The following is a 25,400-nucleotide window of genomic DNA, read 5'->3' on the forward strand; positions in this document are numbered from 1 at the left end:
CCATCCGCGACGTCCCGCGAAGTTGATGGCCGCGTCTTTCAGCCCCCTATGCCGTGCAGCTTTGTCCGTGATATGCCGCCGCCATCGAATGCCGGGACGGTGCTGGACTGAGCCTGTCCCGGATGTTGTTGGGGTGTCTTGATGACGATGTCCAAGCCGGTTTTCGACCGTTTGGGATTTGGCCTGTGGATCGGAGCGTTCCTGGTCGTTCTTGTCCTGGTCTTGTGGTCACCCCATACGCGGACGGTCTGGCAAGCCTATATAGACGGCAGCGAGGCGCTGCTGGCCCGCCGGCCGCTCTACAATATCCAGTCCGAGATGGGATATCTCTATGCGCCGGCCTTTGCCGCGCTCTATGTTCCGGTGGTGAAGCTCGGCCCGCATCTGGGCGGCCTGGTGTGGCATACTATCGGTTTCGCGGCGCTGACCTTCGCCGCGATGCGGCAGGTGCGCAAACTCGGCGGCGGGGAATTGCCGTGGCTGCTTTCCTTCGGGCTGTTCCTTGCCCTGCCGATGGCGCTGGGTGCGATCCGTAACGGCCAGGCGACAATCCTTTTGACCGGTGCCTGCTGGCTTGTCACTTTGTCGGCGCTCGAAGGGCGGCGCGCCGAAACCTTCTTCTGGGCTTCGCTTGCCATCATAGCCAAGCCGACCGCGATCATCATGCTCTTGCTGGTGGGAGCCCTGCGTTTCCGGCTGATACCGGTGCTCGTGCTGGCGGTACTGTTCGTGCTCGCCTTACCCTACGCTTTCGCGCCCGCCGGCTATCTCAACGACCAATATCGTGCTTTCGCCGGGATGCTGACCGCGATGGCGGTCGACAACACCAGCCATTTTGTCCCCACCGACTTCACGGCACCGTTCACCAAAATGGGGCTGCCCATCCCGGAATTCGGCGCCACGATCGTGCGCATCGTCATGGCCCTGTTTACGCTCTCAGCCGTCATCTGGTTTGACCGCAAGCTCGAACGCGGAACGGCTGGCCTCGCCATCTTCCTGACGGCGACGTTCTACATGTGCGTCTTCAACCCGCGCGTCGAGCCCAACACCTATGCCATGATCGCCGTTCCCGCCGGCCTCGCTATTGCCCTGTTGTGGCGCGAGGAACGAGGCGGCATGTTGGCCTCGGTGCTGTCCGTTATGCTGCTCCTGACAGGATTGACGGGCGTCGAGCGCCATATCCAGGATTTCACGTACCCCTGGTTCCGGCCGATCGCGGTCACCCTTATCGCCGGTTCCCTGATCTGGTGGTTTTGGGCGAGATCCGGTGACAAGGGGGCGCGAGACATGATGAGGCGAGACAAGGTGATGAATGAAAGGCCTGTCGCAAATGGCTGAGTCGCGGCCCGTTCTCGATATCGTGGCGCCGTTCCTCAATGAGGCGCAATCGGCATCGGCTTTTGCCGCATTGCTCGACAAGCTTGAAGCCGCGGTAGCGCAGCGTTTCGGCATGGAACTCCACAAGATCCTGGTCGACGACGGCAGTCGCGACGATGGCGCCGAGCGGTTTTCGCGGGCGCTGTCGGGTTCCTGGGAGATCGTGCGGCTTAGCCGCAATTTCGGCAAGGAGGTCGCGGTGCTCGCCGGCCTCGACCGGTCGCGCGGCGACATGGCGCTGGTCATGGACGCCGACCTCCAGCATTCCATGGACACCAGCCTGAAGATGATCGCAGAGCTGGTGGAAAACCCCGATATCGATGTGGTCTACGCGCAGAACGACCGCCGGGAGGCGAGCTGGCGGCGCAGCCAGCTGGCGCGGCTTTTCTACAGCCTGATCAACAGCAGCCAGCGTTTCGACATTCCCGAGAATGCGGGAGATTTTCGCGTCATGCGTGGTGCCGTGGTGCGCGCGCTGACGAGCCTGCGCGACAAGCGGCGCTTCAACAAGGGCCTGTTCGCCTGGGCCGGCTTCCGCCAGAAAGCCATACAATATTCGCCGGAGAACCGTGTCACCGGGACGTCGAAATGGAGTCGGCTCAACCTGATCGCCTTCTCGCTGGAAGGCTTTACCTCCTTTTCCGTCATTCCGTTGCGCATCATCAGCCTGAGCGGGATGCTGGCGGCGTTGGCGGGCCTCGTCTACGGAGCCAAGGTCTTCTTCGAGGTGATGTTCTACGGCATCGCCGTCCCCGGCTATCCCAGCCTTATGGTCGCCGTCGTCCTGCTTGGCGGCCTCAACCTCACCTTGCTTGGCCTGATTGGCGAATATGTCTGGGTCACGCTCTCGGAAAGCAAGGACCGGCCGGTCTATATCGTGCGCGATGTCATGCGCGGCGAGATGGCCCCCGACCGGCCGCCGGGCGCTTCCGGAACATGACGCGGCGCATCCGCCTGATCGCCGACGATTACGGCCTGGCGCCCGGCGTCTGCGCCGGGATTCTCGACCTGCTCGATCGCGGCCGCCTGACCGGCACCAGCTGCATGACCGGCTTTCCGGAATGGCCTGACGCGGCGGCGCGTATCAAGCCGCTGTGCGGCCGCGCGGCGGTCGGTCTGCACCTGACCCTTACCGACCAGCCGGCCATCACCGGCCGGTCGAGCCTGGCGCCGGAAGGCCGGCTGCCGCCGCTGCGTTCGCTGGCATTGCCGGTCCTGCGCGGCCGCGTCGACGCGTGGGACGTCCATGCCGAGCTCGATGCGCAGTACAACCGCTTCGTCGAGGCGTTGGGCCGCCAGCCTGACTTCATAGACGGGCACCAGCACGTGCATTTCCTGCCGGCCGTGCGCGCATGGCTGCGGGCACGTTTTTCCGAAGGCGCCAGGCCGGCGTTGCGCGGTGCTCCGGCGATTGGCAAGGCCGCCGTGGCGCCTAAAGTCGCGGCAATCGCTGCCCTGGCCGCCGGCTTCAACCGGTCGATGGCGCGCGCCGGCTTCATCATTTTCGAACCGCTCGCCGGCATCTACGACTGGCGGCAACCCGAGAGATTTTCTCCGGTTCTGCAAGCTGCCGTCGAAGCACTGCCGCAACGGGGTCTGTTCATGTGCCATCCCGGCCATGTCGACGAGACGCTGCGGGCACGCGACCCGATGCAAAGCGTGCGCGAGGTCGAATTCTCGGTCCTGGCCTCGGACGCGTTCGGCGCGAGCCTGGCGCGCGCCGGTGTCGAGATCATGGACGGCAAGGGATGAGCGGCGCGGAGCAGCCTCGCCGTTCGACCGGCAGCAAGATCGTGCGCTTTGCTATTGTCGGGCTGGCGAACACGGCCATCGACCTTGCCGGCTTTTTCCTGCTGCTCAAGCTGCATGTCTCGCCGCTGCCGGCCAATGTCGTCTCATGGTCCATCGCCGTCGTCTTCTCTTTCGTGGCCAATGGCTTCTGGTCGTTCGAGCGCAACCACGCCATCCGGCTGCATGACGCCTTCCTGCGGTTCGTCTCGCTTGGGGCGCTGATTTCGCTCGGCGTTTCCAGCCTGTCGATCGCACTCTTCGCCGGCATCGCCGGCGTGTGGCCGGCGAAGATCGGCGGCGTCATCGTGGCGGCAGTGCTGAATTTCCTCGCCGCGCGCTGGTCGATCGAAGGACGGCTGCTGAAATAGCGGCACTGTCTTGTCTGACGAAGCCGCGGGCGGAAAACAGCCATCCGCTTCCCGGATTTTGCCTACTCCGCCGGCTCCATATTGGTGTAGGCGGCTTCCTCGAGCTCACGCTTGAGGCGTGCCTCCTCATGGGTCTTCGGGGTGACGAAGCGGCCAAGCAGCAGGTAGGCGACGGGCGTCAGGAACAGCGTCGAGATGGTGGCCAGCCCCAGCCCGCCGACGATCACCCAGCCGAGCGCCACGCGCGCCTCGGCACCGGCGCCGGCGGCCAGCACCAGCGGCACGCCGCCAAGTATGGTGCAGATCATCGTCATCATCACCGGCCGCAAGCGAATGGTCGAAGCCTGCTCGATCGCTTCGCGCACGCCGAGCCCACGGTCGCGCAGCTGGTTGGCGAATTCGACGATCAGGATGCCATTCTTGGCCATGACGCCGACCAGCAGCACCAGGCCGATCTGGCTGTAGGCGTTGAGGCTGGTGCCGGACAAGAGCAAGGCAAAGATCGCACAGGCGAGGCCGAGCGGCACGGTCGCCATGATGATGACGGCGCTGACGAAGCTTTCGAACTGCGCTGCCAGCACCAGAAGGATGATGACCAGCGCGAAGCCGAAGATGGTGACCATGGCGCTGTTGGTCTCGCCCAGCGTCGCGGCCTCGGCCAGCGGCAGGATACGGCTGCCCGGCGGCAGCAGCGGCGTGGCGATCTCCTCGGCGCGGGTCAGCGCGTCGCCAAGCGCGAAATTGCCCGAGAGGTTGGAGGTGATGGCCACCGATGGCTGCTGCTGCTCGCGCGACAGAGACGGCGGCACGGCGCGTTCGGTCAGCTTGGCGATGGTCGACATCGGCACGAAGCGGCCGTCGCCCGTCTTGAGGAAGACGTTTTCCAGATCGGTCGGATCGTTGATCGGGTTGGTGGTGGAGACCAGCTTCACGCCATAGCTGCGGTCGGCGATGTAGACATCGACGACATCATTGCCGTCGAGCATGGCCTGCATCGTGTTGGCGAGCCCCGTAATGTCGATGCCGAGATCGGAGGCGCGCTCGCGGTCGATGGCGACGGCCAGCTGCGGTTGCGTCGGATCGATCGACAGGCGCGGCGTCTGGAAGCGCGAGTCCTTCTGCATCTCGGCGATGATCTTGACCGCCGCGTCGCCAAGCGCCTTGCGGTCGTTGCCGACCAGCGCGAACTGCAGGCCGTTGCCGGCGCCGCGGATGCCAAGGCTGTTGGGCTGCACCGGGAAGATGCGCACGCTCGGCACCTGCTTGGTCAGCTGGCTGATCTCGGCCATGATCTCCTGCTGGCTGCGGCTGCGCTCGTTCCAAGGGGCGAGCGTCATCACCATGAAGCCGGAATTGTAGGAGCCGTTCTGGCCGGCATTCTCGAAGGTTGAGCGGATCTCGCCGGAATCGCGCATCGGCTGGATCAGCTTCTCGATCTTCTGCATCTGCTGCGTCGTATAGTCGAGGCTGACGCCTTGAGGGGCATTGATGCGCAACAGCACCGCCGCGCGGTCCTCGGTCGGTGTCAGTTCCTGGCGGATGGTGCCGAACAAAGTGAAGGCGGTGCCGGCAAACAGCACAGCGACCAGAACCACGATCCAGGGCGCGTCGAGGCAGGCGTGCAGCGCGCGCCTGTAGGCGGCATTCAGCGCACCGCCGATACGGGCGCCGATGCCCTGGCCGCCTTCATGGTGGAGCGATGCGTTTGTCAGCATGCGCGAGGCGAGCATCGGGCAAAGCGTCAGCGCCACCACGCAGGACAGGAGCACCGACATGGCAAGCACGAAGCCGAATTCGCGGAACAGGCCGCCCGTCTGGCCCGGCAGGAACGAGATCGGCACGAAGACGGCAACCAGCGTCAACGTCGTGGCGACGACGGCGAAGAACACCTCCTGGGCGCCGAGCACGGCGGCGGCGCGTGGTCCCATGCCTTCGTTGCGCCGTCGCACGATATTTTCCAGAACGACGATGGCATCGTCGACGACAAGGCCCGTGGCCAGCACCAGGGCGAGCAGCGTCAGGATGTTGACCGAGAAGCCGGCCAGATAGATTGCGGCGATGGTGCCGATCATGGCGACCGGCATCGACAGGCCCGGGATCAGCGTCGCGCGCCAGTCGAGCAGGAAGACGTAGATGACGATCAGCACCATGGTGACCGACAGGCCAAGCGCGATCTCGACCTCGTGCACTGCGCCCTTGACGAAGACGGCGTCGTCGCTGGTGATCTTGATCGCCATGCCCTTGGGCAGGTTCTCCTGCAGCTTGGCGACGGCGGCCTGGACGCCGGTCGAAATATCAAGCGTGTTCGATTCCGCCTGGCGGATGATGCCGATACCGATGCCGGTCTTGCCATCGGAACGCAGCGTGGTCTGGCCGACATCGGGGCCGAGCGTGACAGTGGCGACATCGCGGATGCGCGTCGTGCCGCCGATGATGATGTTTTCGAATTCCTCGGGCGTGGTCACGTCGGCGGTGGTGCGGACGATCAGGTCCTGGTTGGTCGTGGTGATCGAACCGGCGGGCGAATCGAAAGCAACCGAGGCAAGGGCTGCCCTGAGATCGGCCACGGTGAAGCCGAGGCTGGCGAGCTTGTTCTGGTCGACGTCGATGCGGAAGATCTTGTCGCGGTCGCCATAGACCTGGACGTCGGCGACGCCAGGCACGGCGGCCAGTTCATCCTCGATCTGGTCCTGGACCACCACGGTCATGTCCTGGATCGACATGTTGTCCGAGGTCACCGCCAGGCGCATCACTGCATCGGAATTGGCATCGGCCTTGACGATGCGGGGCGGATCGGCCGTGTCCGGCATCTGGTTGGCGACGCGGCCAACGGCATCGCGCACGTCGGAGGCGGCGACATTGAGGTCGACACCATCGTTGAACTCGATGGTGACACGGCTCGAGCCGAAGGAGGAGGAAGAAGAGATCGACTTGACGCCGGAGACACGGGCGACGGCGCCCTCGATCGTGTCGGTCAGTTCGCGGTCGACGGTCTCGGCGGCCGCACCCTCGAAAGTGGTCGAAACGGTGACCACCGCGCGATCGACATCGGGCAATTCACGGATCTCGACGCCGTAAAAGGCCGCGAGACCGGCAACCGCGATAAGCACGTTGAGCACGAAGGCCATGACCGGCCTGCGAATGAACAGGGCGGTGAAGCCGGTATCGCTGGCGGCGTTGGCGGGTGCGGTCATGAGCCTTCGGCGGTGTTGGCGGCGCGCTGTTCCTGGCCGGCGATGCGGACCTCACCGCCTTCGCTGACGCTCTGGGTGCCTTCGGTGACCACCATGTCGCCGCTGTCGATCTCCGCGTCGATCAGAACGGTCTCGGTGTTGCGCTGGATGATGCGCACCGGCACGCGTTTGGCCTTGCCGTCCTCGATCTGCCAGACATAGGCGCCGTCCGACCCCCACAGGATCGCCAGCGGGCTAACGGCCGGATAGGTCTCACCGGGGAATTTCATGGTGATGGAGAACGACATGCCGGCGCGCAGCGAATCGGCGGGATTGGCTATCTTGGCCTTGACCAGCAGCGTGCGGCTCTTCTCGTCGATGTGGTTGTCGATGGCCGAAACCGTGCCGGTATAGGCGTTGCTGGGATTGGCGATCGGCGTCGCGGTCAATTGAGCGCCGACCTTGACGGCGGCGGCGAAGCGCTCGGGCACCTGGAAATCCACCAGGATCGAGGAGCGGTCGTCGAGGGTGGCGATCGCCGACTGGTTGGTCACATAGTTGCCGGCCGATATCGGCAGGATGCCGACGGTGCCGGCGATCGGTGCCAGGATGGAGCGGCGCTGCAGCGCAAGCTCGGCGTCCTGGAGCGCCAGCTTGGCATTCGACAAGGTCACCTCGGCGTCGGCCACCGCCACCGGGGTGGCGGCATTCGAGGCGCGCAGCGATTTGACGCGATCGAGCTTGGATTGCGCATCCTGCAAAGCGAGTTTCGCCCGGTTCTGGGCGATGACCTCGGTCTCGGAATCGAGCGTCGCGATGATCTGTCTCTTGTCGACATGGCTGCCGGACTCGACCAGCAGTTCGGCAAGGCGGCCGGAACTGTAGGGATTGACGGTCACCGAAGCGTTGGCGCGGCCGGTGCCGATCGCCTGCAGGCGATCGTTGATAACAGCCGAGGCGGCCGGCGATGCAACGATGGTGGCAATCTGGGCACGGTTGCCCCCCGTCTGCCGCGAGCCACCTGCCGCCGTTTCCTTCGTTGGAGGTGTCGCGCCATAGGCCCAGTCGATGCCCCAGCGCGCCAGCACTTGCGGGGCGCCGGGGTAGAAGCGCGCCCACGCGGCCGCGGCGGCGACCACGATCACAAACGCAAGGACAATCTGTTTCCAGCTCGGCATCGATACTCCAGCGGCAAAAATCGTCTGCCGGTTCCAGGTGGAAGCGGATGCAGCGACGATACGGGCTGGCAGCGAACACCGGCCACGCCACACCCGATATCACCGGTTTATGGCAATTATCACGCAATCGTGCACATTAAATCTCGGTAACGTGAAATCCGCGACGCCCGGTTGGAGCGGATGCCTAACGCAGGCCTTCCATCTCGCGGATGCGACGGGCACCGTCGGCTTCGAGCTGTCTTGTGACGGCGCCGATCAACGTTTCGGCGACGACGAAAAGTGCCGCCGAAGAATCCCATGCCGACGGCACGGCGGTTCGTCCGGCGATGACATGGCGGGCAAACCGGGCGATCGGCGACAGCCACTGATCGGTGAACAACACGATCTGGACGCCGCGCTGGTGGGCCTTCTCGGCGAAGCGGACGAGACTGTCCTGGTAGCGCCTGATGTCGAAGATCACCAGTACGTCGCGCTTGCCCATGTCGATCAGCCGGTCGCGCCACATGCTCTCCTGGCCGGCGAGGTGAAAGACATCGGGCTGGATAACGGCAAGATGGGCGGCCATGTAACGCGCCAGCGGGTCGGTGAAGCGGCCGCCGATCAGAAATGTCTTGCCACGCCGATCGGCGAGCCGCGCCGCGATATCGGCAAGCTGCCTGTCGGAGAGGTGGCGGAAGGTCTCGCGCATATTGTCGAGCGTCGCTTCCAGCATCGGCGAGACCGTGCCGCCGCCGGGCGAGGGCGGGTTGAGGGTTCGTATCGCCGGCGATTGCAATTGCGCCGCCAGTTCGTCCTGCAGGGTCGACTGGAATTCCGGATAGTTCTGGAAGCCGAGCCGGGCCACGAAGCGCAGGATCGTCGGCGAGGAGACACCGGCCGCGGCCGAGAATTCGGCGACCGTCTTCAGGCCGATCATCGGATAGCTCGCAATCAGCGTCTGGGCCGCGCGCCGTTCGCCGGCCGGCATCGCGCCGATGCGGTCGGCGATCAGTTCGGCAATGCTGGAAATCATGTTTTCCCCCACCCGCTGGCCCTGCCCACGAGATCGCATTTGACAAAGCCGGGCAAACTGTATGAAATCATCCACAGGGACGCAATGAGGCAAAATACGTAACATACGATACAGCGCTCCCCGGGGACGGCAGACTATGGAGAAAGCACGGCCCGCCAGCCTTGCATCGTCTGATACCGTGGGGGTGACCAACCCTGGCGGATCAAGCCCCTTCGTGCTGACCTGCGATCACGCTTCCAATTTCCTGCCCGCCGAATTCGGTACGCTCGGCCTTGCCGCCGAGGACCTGTCCCGCCACATCGCCTGGGATCCCGGCGCGCTGCCGGTTGCGCTGCGCATGGCGCAGGCGCTGGATGCGACGCTGGTCGAAACCAGAATCTCGCGCCTCGTCATCGACTGCAACCGGCCGCTCGATGCGCCGGACCTGGTGCCGCCCGTCAGCGAAACGACGGTCATTCCCGGCAATGCCGGCCTGACCGACAAGCAGCGCGCGGCGCGGGTCGCCCTGTCATGGCAGCCGTTTCACGGCGCCATCGAGCGCATCGTCGAGGAACGGCTGGCGCGCGGCCAGGAGACCCGGCTGGTTTCCGTGCATTCCTTCACGCCCGTCTACAAGGGCCGCAACCGGCCCTGGCATATCGGCATCATCCACGATGAGGACCGCCGGCTGGCCTCGCCGCTGATATCGGCGCTCGGGCGGCTTGCCGGCATTACCGTCGGCGTCAACGAACCCTATTCGCCAGCCGACCGCGTCTATTTCACGCTGGAACGGCATGCGCGCTCGCGCGGGCTGCCCTGCGCGATGATCGAAATCCGCAACGATGAAATCTCCGGCGAGACCGGGCAGCGGAAATGGGCGGATCTGCTCACGGGCATTTTTTCGGATCTGGAACCAGAGGAGGCCACGCGGCCCAGATCGCATTCAGTCAGAAAGTCAGTCCAATCGGCCAGCTGAAAAACAAACAGGGGACTTCCAATGGCAGCACCGGGTTATACAGACGTTGACAAGGCGGAGGACGTAAAGCACCTCCACAGCATGGGCTATGCCCAGGAACTGGAGCGGCGGCTCAGCCGCTTTTCGAATTTCGCGGTTTCCTTCTCGATCATCTGCATCCTGTCGGGCGGTATCAATTCGCTGGCGCAAGGCACCTCTGGTGCCGGCGGCATCGGCATCGGCATCGGCTGGCTGGTCGGCTGCTTCGTGTCGCTGACCTTCGCGGTCGCCATGTCGCAGATCAGCTCGGCCTATCCGACCGCCGGCGGGCTCTATCACTGGGGTTCGATCCTCGGCAATCGCGGCACCGGCTGGGTCACGGCCTGGCTTAACCTGCTGGGCCTGATCACCGTCCTCGGCGCCATCAATGTCGGCACCTGGACGTTCTTCATCGGCGCTTTCGGGCCGGCGCTGGGAATTGACGGCTCGCTGACCAACCAGATGATCTTCCTGGTCGTCATCACCGGCCTCCAGGCGCTGATCAACCATCTCGGCATCAAGCTGACGGCGAAGCTGACCGACTTCTCCGGTTATCTGATTTTCTTCGGCGCGATTCTGATCGCGGTGGTCTGCCTGATTTTCGCCGAGCATTGGGATGTCAGCCGTCTCTTCACCTTCCACAACTACTCCGGTGATGCAGGCGGCGGTGTCTGGCCGTCGGTGTCGAATGCCTGGGTGTTCGCGCTCGGCCTGTTGCTGCCGATCTACACGATCACCGGGTATGATGCTTCGGCGCATACATCGGAAGAAACCATCAAGGCGGCCTCTTCCGTGCCGCGCGCCATGGTTATGTCGGTCGTCTGGTCGGCCCTCTTCGGCTATCTGTTCCTCGCCGCTTTCGTGCTGATGATCCCAAACATGGACGATGCCGCCAAGCAGGGCTGGAACGTGTTCTTCTGGGCCTTCGACCAACGCGTTCCCTCCGGCCTCAAGGAGTTCGTCTATCTCGTCGTGTTCATCGCGCAGCTTCTGTGCGGTCTCGCCACCGTCACTTCGGCGTCGCGCATGATCTTCGCCTTCTCGCGTGACGGCGGCCTGCCCGGCTCGGCGACACTCGCCAAGGTCAGCCCGACCTACCGCACGCCGGTGGCGGCGATCTGGACGGCATCGATCCTGTCGGTGCTGTTCGTCTGGGGCTCGACGCTGGTTTCAGTCGCCGGCACCTCGGCCTACACCATCGTCGTGTCCTGCACCGTCATCTTCCTGTTCCTGTCCTTCACCGTGCCGATCGTGCTCGGCATGCTGGCCTGGGGCACGCCGAAGTGGGACAAGATGGGGCCGTGGAACATGGGGCGCGGCGTGTTCATGCTGTTCGCCTTCCTGTCGATCGTATCGATGATCCTGATCTTCATCATCGGCATCCAGCCGCCGAACGACTGGGCGCTCTACATCACCGTCGGCTTCTTCATTCTGACGGCGATCGTGTGGTTCGCCTTCGAACGCAACCGCTTCCAGGGGCCGCCGCTCGGCGACATTATCGCGGCGCGCCAGGCAGCGATCAAGGCGGCGGAGCAGGCGGTCGGCGAAACCGGCGGTCACTGATCTCGACCATCAAGGCCATGGCCGGCATCGTGCCGGCCATGGTTTCGTTTATCCCTTTCAACGACCAAGCATTGGAGCGCCAAAGGAATGGCCGGAAATTTCTCGTTCGATCAGTTGAAGAAAGCGGTCTCCAGCGGCGAGATCGACACGGTGCTGGCCTGCATCGTCGACATGCAGGGGCGGCTGGCGGGAAAACGGTTCCTGGCGCAGTACTTCGTCGATTCCGCGCATGACGAAACGCATGGCTGCAACTATCTCCTGGCCGCCGACATCGATATGGAGCCGGTGCCCGGCTACAAGGCGGCGAGCTGGTCGAAGGGCTATGGCGATTTCGTCATGAAGCCGGACCTTGCCACGCTGCGGCGCATTCCGTGGCTGGAAAAGACCGCGCTGGTGATCTGTGACGTGCTTGACCACCACACCCATGACGACCTGCCGCATTCGCCGCGCGCGATCCTGAAGAAGCAGGTCAAGCGGCTGCAGGAGCGCGGCTATATCGGCTACTTCGCTTCCGAGCTCGAATTCTATCTGTTCAACGAGACCTATGATTCCGCTCGCAAGAAGCACTGGCAGGGCCTCGATACCGCTTCGCCCTATATCGGTGACTACCAGATCGGCATCACCACCAAGGAAGAAGGCGTCATGCGCCGGCTTCGCAACGAGATGGAAGCGGCCGGTATCCCGATCGAAAACTCCAAGGGCGAATGGGGCCCGGGCCAGGAAGAGATCAATGTGCGCTACGCCGAAGCGCTCGACATGGCCGACCGGCACGTCATCCTGAAGAACGGCGCCAAGGAGATCGCCGAGTCCGAAGGCAAGGCGATCTCGTTCATGTCCAAGTACAATTACGGGCTCGCCGGCAATTCCAGCCACATCCACAATTCGCTGTGGAGCGCCGACGGCAAGACGCCGCTGTTCTTCGACAAGAAGGCCGACTGGACGCTGTCGACGCTCGGCCAGCAATGGGCGGCCGGGCAACTGAAATATGCCAAGGAATTCACCTGGTTCCTGGCGCCCTACATCAACTCCTACAAGCGCTTCCAGGCCGGCACCTTCGCGCCGACCAAGATCATGTGGAGCGAGGACAACCGCACCGCCGGCTTCCGCCTGTGCGGCGAGGGCACCAAGGGCATCCGCATGGAATGCCGTATCGGCGGCGCCGACCTGAACCCCTACCTCGCCTTCGCGGCGCTGATCGCCGCCGGCCTTGCCGGCATCGATGAGAAGCTGGAGTTGCAGAAGCCTTTCGTCGGCGATGCCTATCAGGCATCTCGCTTGCCGGAGATCCCGAAGACGCTGCGCGACGCCACCGAGACGCTGGCCAAGTCGAAGATGCTGAAGCAGGCGCTCGGCGAAGACGTGCTCGAGCACTATGTCCATACCGCCAAGTGGGAGCAGTTCGAATACGACCGCCGCATTACGGATTGGGAACTGCACAGAGGGTTCGAGCGGTACTAGGGTAGCAGCCAACGCCCGGCGCTGCCCCTCACTCTTTCCCAGTGAGAATGGGAAAGAGTGCGCCAGCGTTGGAGCGCTTCCCTTCCTCGCCACTGCGGGAGAAGGTGCCGGCAGGCGGATGGGGGTAGCGCCAAGCCATGTGATTTTCGATTGTTGTAAAAGTGCGAGGACTTAGAAAATGACCGAAACGGTCAAACTCATTACCCCCATAGACGGCTCGATCTATGCCGAGCGGCCCGTGGCAACGGACCAGGCGATCAATGCCGCTGTCGAGCGCGCCAAGGCGGCGCAGGAGAAATGGGCCGAGACGCCGATCGTCGAGCGCGGCAAGTACATGCTTGCGATGCTCGAAGCGCTGGTGGCGATGACCGATGAGATCGTGCCCGAGATCGCCTGGCAGATGGGGCGTCCGGTGCGCTATGGCGGCGAGTTCGGCGGCGTCAAGGAACGCACCAATTACATGGTCGAGATCGCTGAGGCGGCGCTGAAATCCGTGCCGGCATCCAACCCGAAGGACGGCTTCCGCCGCTACGTGAAGAAGGATCCGCTCGGCGTGGTCATGGTGATCGCGCCCTGGAACTATCCCTATCTGACCGCCGTCAACACGATCGTGCCGGCGCTGATGGCCGGCAACGCCGTCATCCTCAAGCATGCGGCGCAGACGCTGCTGGTCGGCGAGCGCTTCAGCCAAGCCTTCGAGAAGGCCGGCCTGCCCAAGGGTGTGTTCCAGAATATCGTGCTTAATCACGTCCAGACCGAAAAGCTGCTTGGTTCGGGCAAGATCGACCATGTCAACTTCACCGGTTCGGTCGGCGGCGGCCGTGCCATCGAAAAGGCGGCGGCGGGCACCTTCATGACGCTCGGCCTTGAGCTTGGCGGCAAGGATCCGGCCTATGTGCTGCCCGACGCCAAGATGGATCACGCTGTCGCCAATCTGGTCGACGGCGCCTTCTACAATTCCGGCCAGTGCTGCTGCGGCATCGAGCGCGTCTATGTGCACGAGAAGGTCTATGACGAGTTCGTCGAGGGCTTCATCGCCGAGACGAAGAACTATGTCGTCGGCAATCCGCTGGAGCAGACGACGACAATGGGGCCGATGGCGCAGGCGCGTTTCGCCGACCTGATCCGTGAGCAGAAAGCCGAAGCGCTGCGCAAGGGCGCCAAGGCGCACATCAACATGAAGGTGACTAACGACAGGGCGGGCTCGCCCTATCTGGCGCCGGAGGTGCTGACGCAAGTCGACCATCAGATGAGCGTCATGCGCGAGGAAAGCTTTGGCCCGATCGTCGGCATCATGAAGGTGCGCAACGACGAGGAGGCGATCGCGCTGATGAACGACAGCCCCTATGGGCTGACGGCCTCGATCTGGACCAGGGATACCGAGCATGCGGTGGCGATCGGCAACCGGGTCGAGACCGGCACTGTGTTCATGAACCGCTGCGACTATCTCGATCCGGCCCTGGTCTGGACCGGCGTCAAGGACACCGGCAAGGGTGCGGCACTGTCAGCCATCGGCTACGACAATCTGACCCGGCCGAAATCCTTCCACCTGCGCGAAGCCATCTGATTTTTCGAAAGACAAGCAATGTCCAAGCTGATCTCCAAATGGAACTACCCCACCACCGTCCGCTTCGGCGCCGGGCGCATCAAGGAATTGCCTGAGGTGTTGGCGGCTACCGGCATCAAGCGGCCGCTCTTCGTCACCGATCCGGGCCTGGCGAAACTGCCGGTCGTCGCCTCGACGCTGAAGATTCTCGACGATGCCAAGGTGCCCTACGGCGTGTTCTCGGAGGTGAGGCCGAACCCCGTCGAGTCCAACCTCACCGCCGGCATTGCCGTGTTCAAGAAGGGCAAGCATGACGGCGTCATCGCCTTCGGCGGCGGCTCGGCGCTCGATCTCGGCAAGCTGATCGCCTTCCAGGCGGGCCAGACGCAGCCGGTATGGGATTTCGAGGATGTCGGCGACTGGTGGACGCGCGCCAACTCCGACACCATCGCTCCGATCATCGCGGTGCCGACCACGGCTGGTACCGGATCGGAAGTCGGCCGCGCCGGTGTCATCACCAATGAGGAGACGCACACCAAGAAGGTCATCTTCCATCCGAAGCTGCTGCCGGCGATCGTGATCGCCGATCCGGAGCTGTCGGTTGGCATGCCTGGCTTCATCACCGCCGGCACCGGCATGGATGCGCTTGCCCACTGCCTCGAAGCCTATTGTGCGCCGGGCTACCATCCGATGGCCGACGGCATCGCTGTGGAAGGCATTCGCCTGGTGTTCGAGAACCTGCCGAAGGCCTTCGCCAACGGCAAGGACCTCGTCGCGCGCGCCCATATGATGAGTGCGGCCGCCATGGGCGCCACCGCCTTCCAGAAGGGGCTGGGCGCCATCCACTCGCTGTCGCATCCGGTCGGCGCGCTCTACGATACCCATCACGGCATGACCAATGCCGTGTTCATGCCCTATGTGCTGGCCTTCAATCGCGACTCCATCGAGGAGCGTATTGCCCGGCTCGCCGCCTATTGCGGCATCAAGGGAGGCTTCGATGGCTTTGCCAAGGCCATCATCAAGCTGCGCAAGGAGTTGAAGGTGCCGCACGCGCTGCCGGGCCTGATCAAGGGCCTCGACATGGACAAGAAGCGCAAGGCGCTGATCGCGGACATGGCGGTGGTCGATCCGACGGCCGGCGGCAACCCGGTCAAGCTGACAAAGAAGGCGGCGCTGACGCTGCTGGAAAACGCTATCGCCGGCACGATCTGACGGCGTGTGACTGCCAGAAAATTGATCTGGAAAATCAGGGCAAACCAAGGGGGAAGGATGAAATGCAAGGCACAAGGTGATTAGCCGGAAAAATAAGTGACGGCTAATTGCTACAGTCGGTTAAAAAGAGTTAACTTTTTCTGCTGCCGGCCAAGGGTTTCACAAAGCTTTCATCTGGCTGTCACATGAAAACGATACCGCATCGCAGGCGTTCAACAGCGTCAGTTCAACGGAGAGAACACATGTTCAAATTCACGGGGAAGGTGCTTTCCCTTTCGGCCGCGACCCTCATGGTGTCGTCGGTGATTTCGTCCGCGGCTTCGCTGGACGATCTCGTCAAGGCCGCTAAGGCCGAGGGCCAGCTCACCACCATCGCGCTGCCGCACGACTGGTGCGGCTACGGCGACGTCATCGCCGGCTTCAAGGCGAAGTATCCGGAAATCACCATCAACGAGCTCAACCCCGATGCCGGCTCCGGCGACGAGGTCGAGGCAATCAAGGCCAACAAGGACAACAAGGGCCCGCAGGCACCCGACGTCATCGACGTTGGCCTGTCCTTCGGCCCGACCGCCAAGGCCGATGGCCTGCTGCTGCCTTACAAGGTGTCGACCTGGGACTCGATCCCGGACAGCGCCAAGGATGCAGATGGCGCCTGGTACGGTGACTATTACGGCGTTCTCTCGTTCATGGTGAACAAGGACCTGGTCAAGGAATCGCCCAAGGACTGGGCCGATCTCCTGAAGCCGGAATTCGCCAATTCGGTGGCGCTTGCCGGTGATCCGCGCGCTTCCAACCAGGCCATCCAGGCCGTCTACGCTGCTGGCCTTTCCGGTGGCGCGGCTGCTGGTGAAGCCGCCGGCACCGCTGGCCTCGACTTCTTCAAGAAGCTCAACGCCGCCGGCAATTTCGTTCCGGTCGTCGGCAAGCCGGCAACGCTCGCCCAGGGCCAGACCCCGATCCTGATCAACTGGGACTACAATGCGCTCGCCGGCCGCGATACGCTGAAGGGCAACCCGCCCGTCGACGTCATCGTGCCGAAGACCGGCGTGGTCGCCGGTGTCTACGTGCAGGCGATCAGCGCCTTTGCGCCGCATCCGAACGCAGCCAAGCTTTGGATGGAATACCTCTATTCCGACGAAGGCCAGATCGGCTGGCTGAAGGGCTATTGCCACCCGATCCGCTTCAACGATCTCGCCAAGAACGGCAAGATCCCCGCGGACGTGCTGGCCAAGCTGCCGCCGGCGGAATCCTATGCCTCGGCCGCGTTCCCGACGCTCGACGAGCAGGGCAAGGCCAAGGAAGCGATCAGCAAGAACTGGGACGCCGTTGTCGGCGCCAACGTCAAGTAAGACTTGAAATCCACCGGGCGGCCGCGAGGCCGCCCGGCTTTCCCTCGAAGACGGTAGCCGGCGCATGACCGATCTTACGCTTTCAAATCAGGCACTTGCCACCAAACCCGCGCCGCCGAACGAGGCGACCGCCTTCCGCCTGCCGACGCAATGGATCGGCGTGGCGCCGTTCTTCATCTTTGCCCTGATGTTCCTGATCCTGCCCACGCTTTATCTCGTGCTGGGCGCGTTTCAACGCGGTGACGGCTCGTTCACCCTGGACAACATCCTGCAGCTGGTCACCGACCCGTCGATCAGCGCCTCCTATTGGGTTTCGATCAAGATCAGTTTCTGGTCGGCCATCATCGGCGCCTTTGCCGGCCTCGCAATAGCCATCGCGATCGTGCGTGGCGGGCTGCCAAGCTGGACGCGCTCCGCGACACTGACTTTTTCGGGCGTCGCGTCGAATTTCGCAGGCTTGCCGCTGGCGTTCGCGTTCCTGGCAACGCTTGGCCGCGTCGGCATCGTCACCACGCTTTTGCGTGACGTCCTCAATATCAACATCTATGCGATGGGCTTCAATTTCCTCACCACATCGGGCCTGATCGCGGTCTATCTGTTCTTCCAGATCCCGCTGATGGTGGTCATCATCGTGCCGGCCATCGACGGATTGAAGAAGGAATGGGGCGAGGCGGCGGCCACGCTTGGCGCCACGCAGTCGCAGTATTGGCGCATGGTGGTCATCCCGGTGATATGGCCGAGTTTTCTCGGCACCGTCATCCTCTTGTTCGCCAATGCGTTCGGCGCCATCGCCACGGCTTACGCGTTTGCCGGCCCGGCGCTCAACATCGTTCCCATCAAGCTCTATTCGCAGATCAATGGTGACGTGCTGCACAATCCGCAGCTTGGCTACGCCATCGCCTTCGGCATGATCGTCATCACGGGCTTGGCCAACGTCTTCTACATCTGGTTCCGGACTCGCTCCGAAAGGTGGCTGAAATGAAGTCGGGTAAGTTCTGGGCCTGGGTCATCTTCGTTGTCGGCGCGGCTTATTTCTTCATACCGCTGATGGCGACGGTCGAGTTCTCGTTGCGCATGCGCCGCGGCGTTCATTCCTTCGACGCCTATCGGATCGTGCTCGGCGACGCGCGCTTCCAGTCGACCTTCCTGTATTCGGTGATCGCGGCCATCTTCACCATCATACTCGGCGTGCTGATCGTGGTGCCGGCTGCCTATTGGATAAGGCTGCGTCTGCCGCAGCTCAGGCCGATCGTCGAATTCATCACCTTGCTGCCGCTGGTCATTCCGGCCATCGTCATCGTTTTCGGCTATATCAGGATGTACGGTTCGAATTCGCCGCTGCCGTTCCTGGGAAGCAATATGGGTGCGAACGCCCTGCTGGTCATCGGTTATGCAACGCTGTCGCTGCCTTACATGTATCGTGCCGTCGACACCGGCCTTCGCACCATCGATGTGCGCACGTTGACGGAAGCGGCTCAAATCCTGGGTGCCGGCTGGGGCACGATCATTGGCCGTGTCATCCTGCCCAATGTCCTGATTGCCGTGCTGTCGGGCGCCTTCCTCACCTTTGCCATCGTCATTGGCGAGTTCACCATGGCGAGCCTGCTCAACCGCCCGGCCTTTGGTCCTTACCTGCAGAATATCGGCGCCAACCGTGCTTATGAGCCGGCCGCCCTTGCCATCATCGCTTTCGCCATTACCTGGGGCTGCATGTCGCTCATCCAGATCCTGTCCCGCTTCGCGCCGAAATCGGCGAACCGACCGAACTGACCTGAGAGAAAAAGCCATGGCCGAGCCATTTCTGTCCATCCAGCATGTGCGAAAGTCCTACGGTTCCAACACCGTGGTCCAGGATTTCAGCCTCGACGTCGAGCCGGGCGAATTCGTCTCGTTCCTCGGACCGTCCGGCTGCGGCAAGACGACGGTGCTGCGCATGGTCGCCGGCTTCGAGGAGCCGTCGGCCGGCAAGATCGTCGTTGCCGGCAAGGACATTACGCGGCTGAAGCCCAACCAGCGCAATGTCGGCATGGTGTTCCAGGCCTACGCGCTGTTCCCGAACCTGACCGTGGCACAGAACATCGCTTTCGGACTGAAGGTCGCCGGCATGTCGAAGGCAGATGCCGACAAGCGCGTCGCCGAGATGCTCGACATGATCAAGCTGCCGCAGATGGCCGACCGCTATCCCTACCAGCTCTCAGGCGGCCAGCAGCAGCGCATCGCGCTGGCGCGCGCGATCGCGCCGAAACCGAAGCTGCTGCTGCTCGACGAGCCGCTGTCGGCGCTGGACGCCAAGGTGCGCGTGTCGCTGCGCGAGGAAATACGCTCCATCCAGAAGAAGCTCGGCATCACCACCATCTTCGTCACCCATGACCAGGAAGAGGCGCTGTCGATCTCCGACCGCATCGCCGTCATGTATGGCGGCAAGGCCGAGCAGGTCGCCACCCCATTCGAGATCTACAACCGGCCGGCAACCAAGTTCGTGGCGAATTTCGTCGGCACGCTGAACGTGCTCGAGGGCAAGGTCACCGATGCCGCGTCCGGCAAGGTGCAGGTCAACACGCAGGAAGTCTCTCTCAAGGGCAAGCTCAACGGCTCGAAGTCGGGCGACACGCTGTCGCTGGCGCTGCGGCCGGAAGCGATCTCGCTCGGCCGCCAGCCCGGCCGAGACTCCAGCTTGACCGGAGAGATTTCCGAAGTGCACTTCCTCGGCTCGGTGATCCGCGTTCGCGTCGGCATCGGCGGCAACACGGTGTCGCTCGACACCTTTAACAACTCCGCCACCCCGCCGCCCGCTGTCGGCGAGAAGGCCGAGATTTCGTTCTCGTCGGGGGATATGCTGGTCCTTCATTGAGATGCCGTTGAGCGCTGACCTCAAGCCGGCGCGATGAACGGCTGCGATATCTCCTGAAAGACGGCCAAGGCTTCCATACGCTTGGCGTGTGCGCCGAGGGCCGGGAAATCGGCCAGCGACACCAGGCCCGGATGCGCCTCGCCGATAAAACGCAGCACCGCCGCGACCGCGATATCGGCATGACCGATATGGTCGCCGAACCAATACGCTGTCGGACGTTCGGCCCGTTCGGCCTCCAGCATGGCGAGCACCGCCTCTATCTGCATGCGGCAGCGCCCGATCCAGACATGGGAAATCTTCTCGTGCAGCCGCTTCTCGTAGAACAGGCTGACCGCCTTGTCGCCGAGCCCGGTGGCCAGGGCTGACACTTTCAGCGCCTGATGACGCATGGGCTCGCTCACCGGAAACATCCTGCGATCGGCCGGAACAAGGCTGTCGAGATAGTCGAGGATCAAATGGCTTTCGATCAGCACCTCGCCATTGTCCAGCACCAGGGTCGGCACCCGCGTCAGCGGATTGTAGGGACGGATCTTCTCGGCATCCCCGAAGGCCGACCACGGACGGTGCTCGAAGGAGATGCCATACAGGGTCAGCGCGATGCCGACACGGCGCACGAAAGGCGAGTCATATTGGCCGATGAGGATCATACCTGTCTTTTAAGCGGGAGGTGGTTTGACGCCTACTGCCAGAGGGCTTGAGTTTGATGGCCAATCCACCGCATCCTGCAGGCATATCCGCGCCGGCAATCCCGTCTCACGGAAGTACCGCTCATGGCTCTTTTCGAACTGACGCTTGTCCTGCTTTTGACTGCCGTCGCGCTGACAGCGCTGTCGCGGCGGCTGGAGATACCCTATCCGTCGCTGCTGGCCTTGGCCGGGGTTGCGATCGCCTTCGTGCCCGGTGCGCCGATGATCGAGATCGATCCGGAGCTGGCGCTTGCGCTGTTCATCGCGCCGGTGCTTCTCGATGCCGCCTATGACACCTCGCTGCGCGACCTGAAGCGCTACAGGCTGTCGCTGGTGCTGCTGGCACTTGGCGCCGTTGTCTTCACCACTGTCGTCGTTGCCTTCGTCGGCTGGAAGATGGCCGGCCTGCCAATAGCGGCGGCGATCGCGCTCGGCGCCATCGTCGCGCCGCCGGACGCGGTGGCGGCATCCGCCGTACTGGGGCAATTCAAGGTGCCGCACCGCATCACCGCCATCCTGCAGGGCGAGAGCCTGCTCAACGATGCCACGGCCCTCCTGATCTACCGGCTGGCCGTTTCGGCGGCGCTCGGCTCGATCATGTTGAGCAACGCCATTCCGACGATCTTGCTGTCGACCATTGGCAGTCTGGTCGCGGGGTATGTGCTTGGTCGCTTCTCGCTGCTGACGCTCACCCGCATCGAGGATGCGGCGAGTAGCACCGTGGTGCAGTTTGCCGGAACATTCGGCGTTTGGATCCTGGCCGACAGGCTCGGTCTTTCCGCCATCATCACCATCGTCGTCTACGCCATCACCATCGCGCGCCGGGCGCCCCGCCGCATGTCGGCGAGACGCCGCGTCAGCACCTATTCGGTCTGGGAGTCGGCGGTGTTCGTGCTCAACGTGCTGGCTTTTGTGCTGATGGGCCTGCAGGCGCGTTCGATCGTCGGCCGGCTCTCCGGCGAAGGGCAGGGCGAAGCCTTTCTCTTTGCCGCGACGGTGCTGGTTGTCGTCATCGTGGCACGCCTCGTCTGGGTGGCGAGTTACGTTGCCATCATCCGGTGGTTCGCCCGCCTCGGCGGCGAAGACCGGAGGCGGGACGCGCCGACGTTTCGCGACGCGGTGCTTGTCGGCTGGTGCGGCATGCGCGGGCTTGTGACGCTGGTGGTGGCCATTGCCCTGCCGGCCGGTTTTCCCGGCCGCGATCCGATCGTGCTTGCCGCCTTCGCCGTGGTCCTGGGCACGCTGGTGTTGCAGGGGATGACGCTGAAGCCCTTGCTGCGGATACTCAACTTCGATCCGGACAGAACGGTCGACAATGAGGTGGCGCAAGCGCGCGTCGCCGTCATGCAGGCCGCACTCGACGTGTTGAGCCGCAAGACGTCAGCCGCGGCGGCTGTCGTGCGCGAGCAGTACGAGGCCCAGCGTGTTATTGCGGAAAACCCGGAGGACGCACAGGCGGCAACCGAATACGACCGGTTGCGGCTCTATGCCATCAATCGCCAGCGCGACACGCTGGAGGAGTTGCGCCGCAACGGCACGATCGGCGACGAGGCCTATCATCGGCTGGAGGAAGAGATCGACTGGGCGGAACTGGCGGCCTCACCGGCGGGCCGGTTCCAGCCGCTGACGACGGATTAGGACGGTTCCCCGCGGGATCTGACCCGCCGGCGTTGGCACGAGAAGCCTCGCGGCGTTTTCCGGCGCGCGGAGAATACCGAAGCGATCCGGAATCGGTGCATGATCGCACAGCAGGCGCAGGGGAGGCTTCTGGCACAAGCCGCTTCCATTCTCCTGCACATTGCAACCAATCCACCGAACCGCTACTGCCATCACCGAAAGTGAGCCGGATAAGCAATGAAGCTGGTCAGCTACAACATCCAGTACGGGTTCGGCGGCGACGGGCGCTACGATCTTTCGCGCGCGGCGCGGGTCGTCGACGGTGCCGACATCATTGCGCTTCAGGAGGTCGAACGCCACTGGCAGCGCAGCAATTTCGACGACCAGCCGGAACTGCTGTCGCGCCTGCTGCCCGGCTATCACTGGGTCTACGGGCCGGCCTTCGACATGGATGCCAGCGAGCGGCGCGATGGCCGCCTGATCAACCGGCGCCGGCAGTTCGGCACCATGGTGCTGTCAAGGCTGCCGATCGTCTGGTCTCGGCTGCATGCGCTGCCGATGCGCCGGACGCTGCGGCCGCTCAACACCCGCAACGCGGCACTCGAATGCATGATCCGCACGCCCGCCGGCCCGGTGCGGGTGTTTTCCCTGCATCTCGCCCATATCGCCGCGGAAGAGCGGCTTGAACAGATCGACTATCTGCTGGCCGAGCATCGCCGCGCGCTATCTGACGGCGGGCCGTGGAGCGGCACTGATGACGAACCTTCGCGCAACTGGACCAGCGGCGAGGCCGAGCCGGAAAATCCGCTGGCGGCGATCTGGATGGGCGATTTCAACATGGAGCCGGGCAGCGCCGAATACCGCCGCATCGTCGGCAGCACGCCCTATCATCGCGGTGCCGCCTATCTCGACGGCTTCGTCGATGCGGCTTCCGTTGCCAGCGAACCGGCGGCGGATTTCCACACGCATGAGAAGATCATTGACGGCAGACTGGCAAAGCGCCGGCTCGACCACTGTTTCGTCGGCGGGGTGTTCGCCGGACGGGTGCGCTCGGTGGGATCCGACATAGGCGAGGTGGCGTCCGACCACTTCCCGGTCCGGATCGATATCGATCTCGAGACGCCCTTCGGCTTGGGAGGTCGATAGACCTGAAATGACGCTTTTCGTCTTCTTCGCGGTGCTTGCCGCCGCCGCCATGCACGCGATCTGGAACGCGCTGGTCAAGGTCCATCTCGACCGCTTCCTGTCGATCACGCTGATGACGCTCGGCATGGGTGCCGCCGCACTCGTGGTGCTGCCCTTCGTCGAAGTGCCGAAGGCCGAGGTGTGGCCCTACATCATCGCCTCGGTCATCTTCCACATGGGCTACCGCACATTCCTGATCGGCGCCTACCAGGCCGGCGATTTCGCCCAGACCTATCCTCTGGCGCGCGGCACGGCACCTTTGCTGGCCGCGATTGGAGGCATGTTCGTCGTCGCTGAAGTGCCCGCGCCGCTCGCCATTGTCGGCATACTGCTTTTGTCGGCCGGCACGCTGGTGATGTCGTTTCGCGGCGGTGCGCATCTGGAGAAGCTCAATCTGCGCGCGGTCGGTTTTGCCTTCGGCACCTCGGTCTTCATCGCCAGCTACACTCTGTCCGACGGCAGCGGCGCGCGGCTGGCGGCAACGGCGCAGAGCTACGCCGCCTGGCTGTTCATCTGCGATGCTTTTGGCGCGCTGGTGCTGTGCCTGATTTTTCGTGGGCCCAAGGCGCTTCCGGTTCTGGCGCGCGACTGGAAGACCGGGCTGTTCACCGGCGTGCTCAGCGGTGCGGCCTACTGGATCGTGATGTGGGCGATGACCAAGGCGCCGATCGCCTCGGTGGCGTCGCTGCGCGAGACCTCGATCCTGTTCGCCATGATGATCTCGGTCTACGCGCTCGGTGAGAAGATGACGGGTTGGCGCGGCGCGGCCGCGCTCAGCATTGTTGCGGGTGTCATTGCGCTGCGGCTGGGCTAGCCGCCTCTAACTCAGCACCGTCATCACCTGGCCGCGCCGTTCCGGGCTGAAGCGGATGACGACGATGATGCAGACGGCGACCACGCCGGCGAACAGCGCCAGCGCGTAGCCGTAGCTGCCGCCGGGCGCCTCGGCTATGCTTGCCTGGTACGGGCCGCCATAGGACGCCGCGAGATTGCCCGCCTGGTAGATGAAGCCGGGCAAGGTCGCGCGCACCGCACCCGGCGACAGTTCGTTGAGATGCACAGGGATGACGCCCCAGGCACCCTGGACCGCGACCTGCATGACGAAGGCGCCGATGGCGAGCATGAAGGGCGTGGTGCTGTAGGCCCAGAGCGGGATCGACGGCAGGGCGATCAGGCAGGCAAACGTGATGGCGTTGACGCGGCCGATCTTCTCGGACAGCGCGCCAAATGCCAGGCCGCCGACAATGGCGCCGAGATTGGCGACGATGGTGATCCAGCTCACCGTGTGCGGGTCGAAGCCGTGCTGCTTCTTCAGGAAGGTCGGGTAGAGATCCTGCGTGCCATGGCTGAAGAAGTTGAAGAACATCATCAGGACGACGGCATAAAGCGCGACGCCCCAGTGCTTCTGCAGCGTTTCCAGCAGCCCCGGCTTCACCGATTTCTGTGCCTCGACGAAGGCGGGCGATTCCGGCACGTGCGAGCGGATGAAGAGCACGATCAGCGCCGGCACGAAGGAGAGCAGGAACATGGCGCGCCAGCCGATCGTATAGCCGCCGATGGTCTGCTGATAAAGCAGGCCATAGACCACCGCCGCCAAGAGGTAACCTGCCGGATAGCCGCATTGCAGGATGCCCGAGACCATGCCGCGGGCACTCGGCGGGATGGATTCCATGGCAAGCGAACTGCCGAGCCCCCATTCGCCGCCCATGGCTATGCCGAACAGAGCGCGCAGCGCCAGGAAAATGCCGAGATTGGGCGAGAAGGCGGCGAGCGCGCCGATCACCGAATAGCTGACGATGTTGAGCATGAGCATGGGTTTGCGCCCATATTTATCGGCGAGCATGCCAAAGAAGAACGCGCCGATGAAGCGCGTCGCCAAGGTCAGGAACAGTGCCTTTGAGACTGCCGGGACATCTGTGTGGAATTCACTCGCAATATCGGTGAGCAGGAATGTCAGAAGGAAGAAATCAAAAGCGTCGAGCGTCCAGCCCAGAAATGAGGCCAGAACGGTTTTCTTCTGCTCACCAGTGAGATTCAAGGCATCCTCCTTTGGTCCCCCAA

The 25,400-nt window shown here is 63.6% G+C and carries 21 protein-coding genes; 16 read left to right on the forward strand and 5 right to left on the reverse strand.

Annotated features, from left to right (window positions below; translation table 11 throughout):
* The first annotated feature begins 141 nt into the window (after nt 1-141).
* The 4 genes from MesoLj_RS10600 to MesoLj_RS10615 are packed head-to-tail and all read left to right on the forward strand — an operon-like array spanning nt 142 to nt 3,536.
* The gene (locus tag MesoLj_RS10600) at nt 142-1,338 is read left to right on the forward strand and encodes a glycosyltransferase family 87 protein (RefSeq protein ID WP_140771932.1); all 1,197 of its coding nucleotides are present in this window, start codon (nt 142-144) and stop codon (nt 1,336-1,338) included.
* Nucleotides 1,331-2,317, forward strand: a complete 987-nt coding sequence (locus MesoLj_RS10605; protein ID WP_140771930.1) for a glycosyltransferase family 2 protein — start codon at nt 1,331-1,333, stop codon at nt 2,315-2,317. Before MesoLj_RS10600 ends, MesoLj_RS10605 begins: the two co-directional genes overlap by 8 nt.
* On the forward strand, nt 2,314-3,129 hold the full coding sequence (locus MesoLj_RS10610; RefSeq protein WP_202325952.1) for a ChbG/HpnK family deacetylase: 816 nt from the start codon (nt 2,314-2,316) through the stop codon (nt 3,127-3,129). The genes MesoLj_RS10605 and MesoLj_RS10610 overlap by 4 nt, the downstream gene beginning before the upstream one ends.
* Nucleotides 3,126-3,536, forward strand: coding sequence for a GtrA family protein (locus MesoLj_RS10615; protein ID WP_202325953.1), 411 nt, complete (start codon nt 3,126-3,128; stop codon nt 3,534-3,536). The genes MesoLj_RS10610 and MesoLj_RS10615 overlap by 4 nt, the downstream gene beginning before the upstream one ends.
* 62 nt (nt 3,537-3,598) lie before the next feature.
* Here the strand turns inward: MesoLj_RS10615 and MesoLj_RS10620 are convergent, their stop codons facing one another.
* The 3 genes from MesoLj_RS10620 to MesoLj_RS10630 form a co-directional block, all read right to left on the reverse strand.
* Entirely contained in the window at nt 3,599-6,730 is a 3,132-nt protein-coding gene (locus MesoLj_RS10620) for an efflux RND transporter permease subunit (RefSeq protein WP_202325954.1), read from the reverse strand.
* Complete coding sequence (locus tag MesoLj_RS10625; RefSeq protein WP_202325955.1) at nt 6,727-7,887, reverse strand: efflux RND transporter periplasmic adaptor subunit; 1,161 nt, start codon at nt 7,885-7,887, stop codon at nt 6,727-6,729. Before MesoLj_RS10625 ends, MesoLj_RS10620 begins: the two co-directional genes overlap by 4 nt.
* A 184-nt stretch (nt 7,888-8,071) precedes the next feature.
* Nucleotides 8,072-8,899 (reverse strand): MurR/RpiR family transcriptional regulator, encoded by an 828-nt coding sequence (locus MesoLj_RS10630; protein WP_135881356.1) that lies wholly within the window; start codon nt 8,897-8,899, stop codon nt 8,072-8,074.
* A 136-nt stretch (nt 8,900-9,035) separates the two neighbouring features.
* On the opposite strand from MesoLj_RS10630, the gene MesoLj_RS10635 reads away from it, so the two are divergent.
* The 9 genes from MesoLj_RS10635 to MesoLj_RS10675 all read left to right on the forward strand — a co-directional run bounded on the left by MesoLj_RS10635 (nt 9,036) and on the right by MesoLj_RS10675 (nt 19,851).
* A complete protein-coding gene (locus tag MesoLj_RS10635) occupies nt 9,036-9,854 on the forward strand; it encodes an N-formylglutamate amidohydrolase (RefSeq protein ID WP_140771921.1) in 819 nt (272 codons plus the stop codon).
* A gap of 21 nt (nt 9,855-9,875) precedes the next feature.
* Complete coding sequence (locus MesoLj_RS10640; RefSeq protein ID WP_140771919.1) at nt 9,876-11,435, forward strand: amino acid permease; 1,560 nt, start codon at nt 9,876-9,878, stop codon at nt 11,433-11,435.
* Nucleotides 11,436-11,522: 87 nt separating this feature from the next.
* Nucleotides 11,523-12,893 carry a glutamine synthetase family protein gene (locus tag MesoLj_RS10645; protein WP_056577936.1) on the forward strand — a complete coding sequence of 457 codons (1,371 nt, stop codon included), beginning with the start codon at nt 11,523-11,525 and terminating at the stop codon, nt 12,891-12,893.
* A 178-nt stretch (nt 12,894-13,071) separates the two neighbouring features.
* Nucleotides 13,072-14,460 carry an aldehyde dehydrogenase family protein gene (locus MesoLj_RS10650; RefSeq protein WP_202325956.1) on the forward strand — a complete coding sequence of 463 codons (1,389 nt, stop codon included), beginning with the start codon at nt 13,072-13,074 and terminating at the stop codon, nt 14,458-14,460.
* Nucleotides 14,461-14,478: 18 nt separating this feature from the next.
* Entirely contained in the window at nt 14,479-15,651 is a 1,173-nt protein-coding gene (locus MesoLj_RS10655; RefSeq protein ID WP_202325957.1) for an iron-containing alcohol dehydrogenase, read from the forward strand.
* 242 nt (nt 15,652-15,893) lie between these two features.
* Complete coding sequence (locus MesoLj_RS10660; RefSeq protein ID WP_140771915.1) at nt 15,894-17,000, forward strand: ABC transporter substrate-binding protein; 1,107 nt, start codon at nt 15,894-15,896, stop codon at nt 16,998-17,000.
* Nucleotides 17,001-17,064: 64 nt separating this feature from the next.
* Nucleotides 17,065-17,982: an ABC transporter permease gene (locus tag MesoLj_RS10665; RefSeq protein WP_140771913.1), complete on the forward strand. Its 918-nt coding sequence runs from the start codon at nt 17,065-17,067 to the stop codon at nt 17,980-17,982.
* The gene (locus tag MesoLj_RS10670) at nt 17,979-18,770 is read left to right on the forward strand and encodes an ABC transporter permease (protein WP_140771912.1); all 792 of its coding nucleotides are present in this window, start codon (nt 17,979-17,981) and stop codon (nt 18,768-18,770) included. The genes MesoLj_RS10665 and MesoLj_RS10670 overlap by 4 nt, the downstream gene beginning before the upstream one ends.
* 16 nt (nt 18,771-18,786) lie before the next feature.
* Nucleotides 18,787-19,851 carry an ABC transporter ATP-binding protein gene (locus tag MesoLj_RS10675; RefSeq protein ID WP_140771910.1) on the forward strand — a complete coding sequence of 355 codons (1,065 nt, stop codon included), beginning with the start codon at nt 18,787-18,789 and terminating at the stop codon, nt 19,849-19,851.
* A 20-nt stretch (nt 19,852-19,871) separates the two neighbouring features.
* Here MesoLj_RS10675 and MesoLj_RS10680 read toward each other — a convergent pair whose 3' ends face one another.
* Nucleotides 19,872-20,498: a glutathione S-transferase family protein gene (locus tag MesoLj_RS10680; RefSeq protein ID WP_202325958.1), complete on the reverse strand. Its 627-nt coding sequence runs from the start codon at nt 20,496-20,498 to the stop codon at nt 19,872-19,874.
* Nucleotides 20,499-20,621: 123 nt separating this feature from the next.
* Between MesoLj_RS10680 and MesoLj_RS10685 the strand changes: the two genes are divergently transcribed.
* The 3 genes from MesoLj_RS10685 (at nt 20,622) to MesoLj_RS10695 (ending at nt 24,153) form a co-directional block, all read left to right on the forward strand.
* Nucleotides 20,622-22,175 carry a cation:proton antiporter gene (locus MesoLj_RS10685; protein WP_202325959.1) on the forward strand — a complete coding sequence of 518 codons (1,554 nt, stop codon included), beginning with the start codon at nt 20,622-20,624 and terminating at the stop codon, nt 22,173-22,175.
* Between the two features lie 216 nt (nt 22,176-22,391).
* Nucleotides 22,392-23,300 carry an endonuclease/exonuclease/phosphatase family protein gene (locus MesoLj_RS10690; RefSeq protein ID WP_202325960.1) on the forward strand — a complete coding sequence of 303 codons (909 nt, stop codon included), beginning with the start codon at nt 22,392-22,394 and terminating at the stop codon, nt 23,298-23,300.
* 7 nt (nt 23,301-23,307) lie between these two features.
* Entirely contained in the window at nt 23,308-24,153 is an 846-nt protein-coding gene (locus MesoLj_RS10695) for an EamA family transporter (protein ID WP_202325961.1), read from the forward strand.
* 6 nt (nt 24,154-24,159) lie between these two features.
* On the opposite strand, the gene MesoLj_RS10700 is transcribed toward MesoLj_RS10695, so the two are convergent.
* Nucleotides 24,160-25,377 (reverse strand): MFS transporter, encoded by a 1,218-nt coding sequence (locus MesoLj_RS10700; RefSeq protein ID WP_202325962.1) that lies wholly within the window; start codon nt 25,375-25,377, stop codon nt 24,160-24,162.
* Nucleotides 25,378-25,400 lie beyond the last annotated feature (23 nt).

Source organism: Mesorhizobium sp. 113-3-9 (assembly GCF_016756515.1).
GTDB lineage: Bacteria > Pseudomonadota > Alphaproteobacteria > Rhizobiales > Rhizobiaceae > Mesorhizobium.

Excerpts from the sequence above, each read along its gene's own strand:
- MesoLj_RS10620 (WP_202325954.1), bottom strand. The coding sequence starts at position 6,730 with ATGACCGCACCCGCCAACGCCGCCAGCGATACCGGCTTCACCGCCCTG.
- MesoLj_RS10610 (WP_202325952.1), top strand. The coding sequence starts at position 2,314 with ATGACGCGGCGCATCCGCCTGATCGCCGACGATTACGGCCTGGCGCCC.
- MesoLj_RS10660 (WP_140771915.1), top strand. The coding sequence starts at position 15,894 with ATGTTCAAATTCACGGGGAAGGTGCTTTCCCTTTCGGCCGCGACCCTC.
- MesoLj_RS10640 (WP_140771919.1), top strand. The coding sequence starts at position 9,876 with ATGGCAGCACCGGGTTATACAGACGTTGACAAGGCGGAGGACGTAAAG.
- MesoLj_RS10630 (WP_135881356.1), bottom strand. The coding sequence starts at position 8,899 with ATGATTTCCAGCATTGCCGAACTGATCGCCGACCGCATCGGCGCGATG.
- MesoLj_RS10680 (WP_202325958.1), bottom strand. The coding sequence starts at position 20,498 with ATGATCCTCATCGGCCAATATGACTCGCCTTTCGTGCGCCGTGTCGGC.
- MesoLj_RS10615 (WP_202325953.1), top strand. The coding sequence starts at position 3,126 with ATGAGCGGCGCGGAGCAGCCTCGCCGTTCGACCGGCAGCAAGATCGTG.
- MesoLj_RS10625 (WP_202325955.1), bottom strand. The coding sequence starts at position 7,887 with ATGCCGAGCTGGAAACAGATTGTCCTTGCGTTTGTGATCGTGGTCGCC.
- MesoLj_RS10665 (WP_140771913.1), top strand. The coding sequence starts at position 17,065 with ATGACCGATCTTACGCTTTCAAATCAGGCACTTGCCACCAAACCCGCG.
- MesoLj_RS10675 (WP_140771910.1), top strand. The coding sequence starts at position 18,787 with ATGGCCGAGCCATTTCTGTCCATCCAGCATGTGCGAAAGTCCTACGGT.
- MesoLj_RS10670 (WP_140771912.1), top strand. The coding sequence starts at position 17,979 with ATGAAGTCGGGTAAGTTCTGGGCCTGGGTCATCTTCGTTGTCGGCGCG.
- MesoLj_RS10635 (WP_140771921.1), top strand. The coding sequence starts at position 9,036 with ATGGAGAAAGCACGGCCCGCCAGCCTTGCATCGTCTGATACCGTGGGG.
- MesoLj_RS10645 (WP_056577936.1), top strand. The coding sequence starts at position 11,523 with ATGGCCGGAAATTTCTCGTTCGATCAGTTGAAGAAAGCGGTCTCCAGC.
- MesoLj_RS10650 (WP_202325956.1), top strand. The coding sequence starts at position 13,072 with ATGACCGAAACGGTCAAACTCATTACCCCCATAGACGGCTCGATCTAT.
- MesoLj_RS10605 (WP_140771930.1), top strand. The coding sequence starts at position 1,331 with ATGGCTGAGTCGCGGCCCGTTCTCGATATCGTGGCGCCGTTCCTCAAT.
- MesoLj_RS10685 (WP_202325959.1), top strand. The coding sequence starts at position 20,622 with ATGGCTCTTTTCGAACTGACGCTTGTCCTGCTTTTGACTGCCGTCGCG.
- MesoLj_RS10655 (WP_202325957.1), top strand. The coding sequence starts at position 14,479 with ATGTCCAAGCTGATCTCCAAATGGAACTACCCCACCACCGTCCGCTTC.
- MesoLj_RS10690 (WP_202325960.1), top strand. The coding sequence starts at position 22,392 with ATGAAGCTGGTCAGCTACAACATCCAGTACGGGTTCGGCGGCGACGGG.
- MesoLj_RS10695 (WP_202325961.1), top strand. The coding sequence starts at position 23,308 with ATGACGCTTTTCGTCTTCTTCGCGGTGCTTGCCGCCGCCGCCATGCAC.
- MesoLj_RS10600 (WP_140771932.1), top strand. The coding sequence starts at position 142 with ATGACGATGTCCAAGCCGGTTTTCGACCGTTTGGGATTTGGCCTGTGG.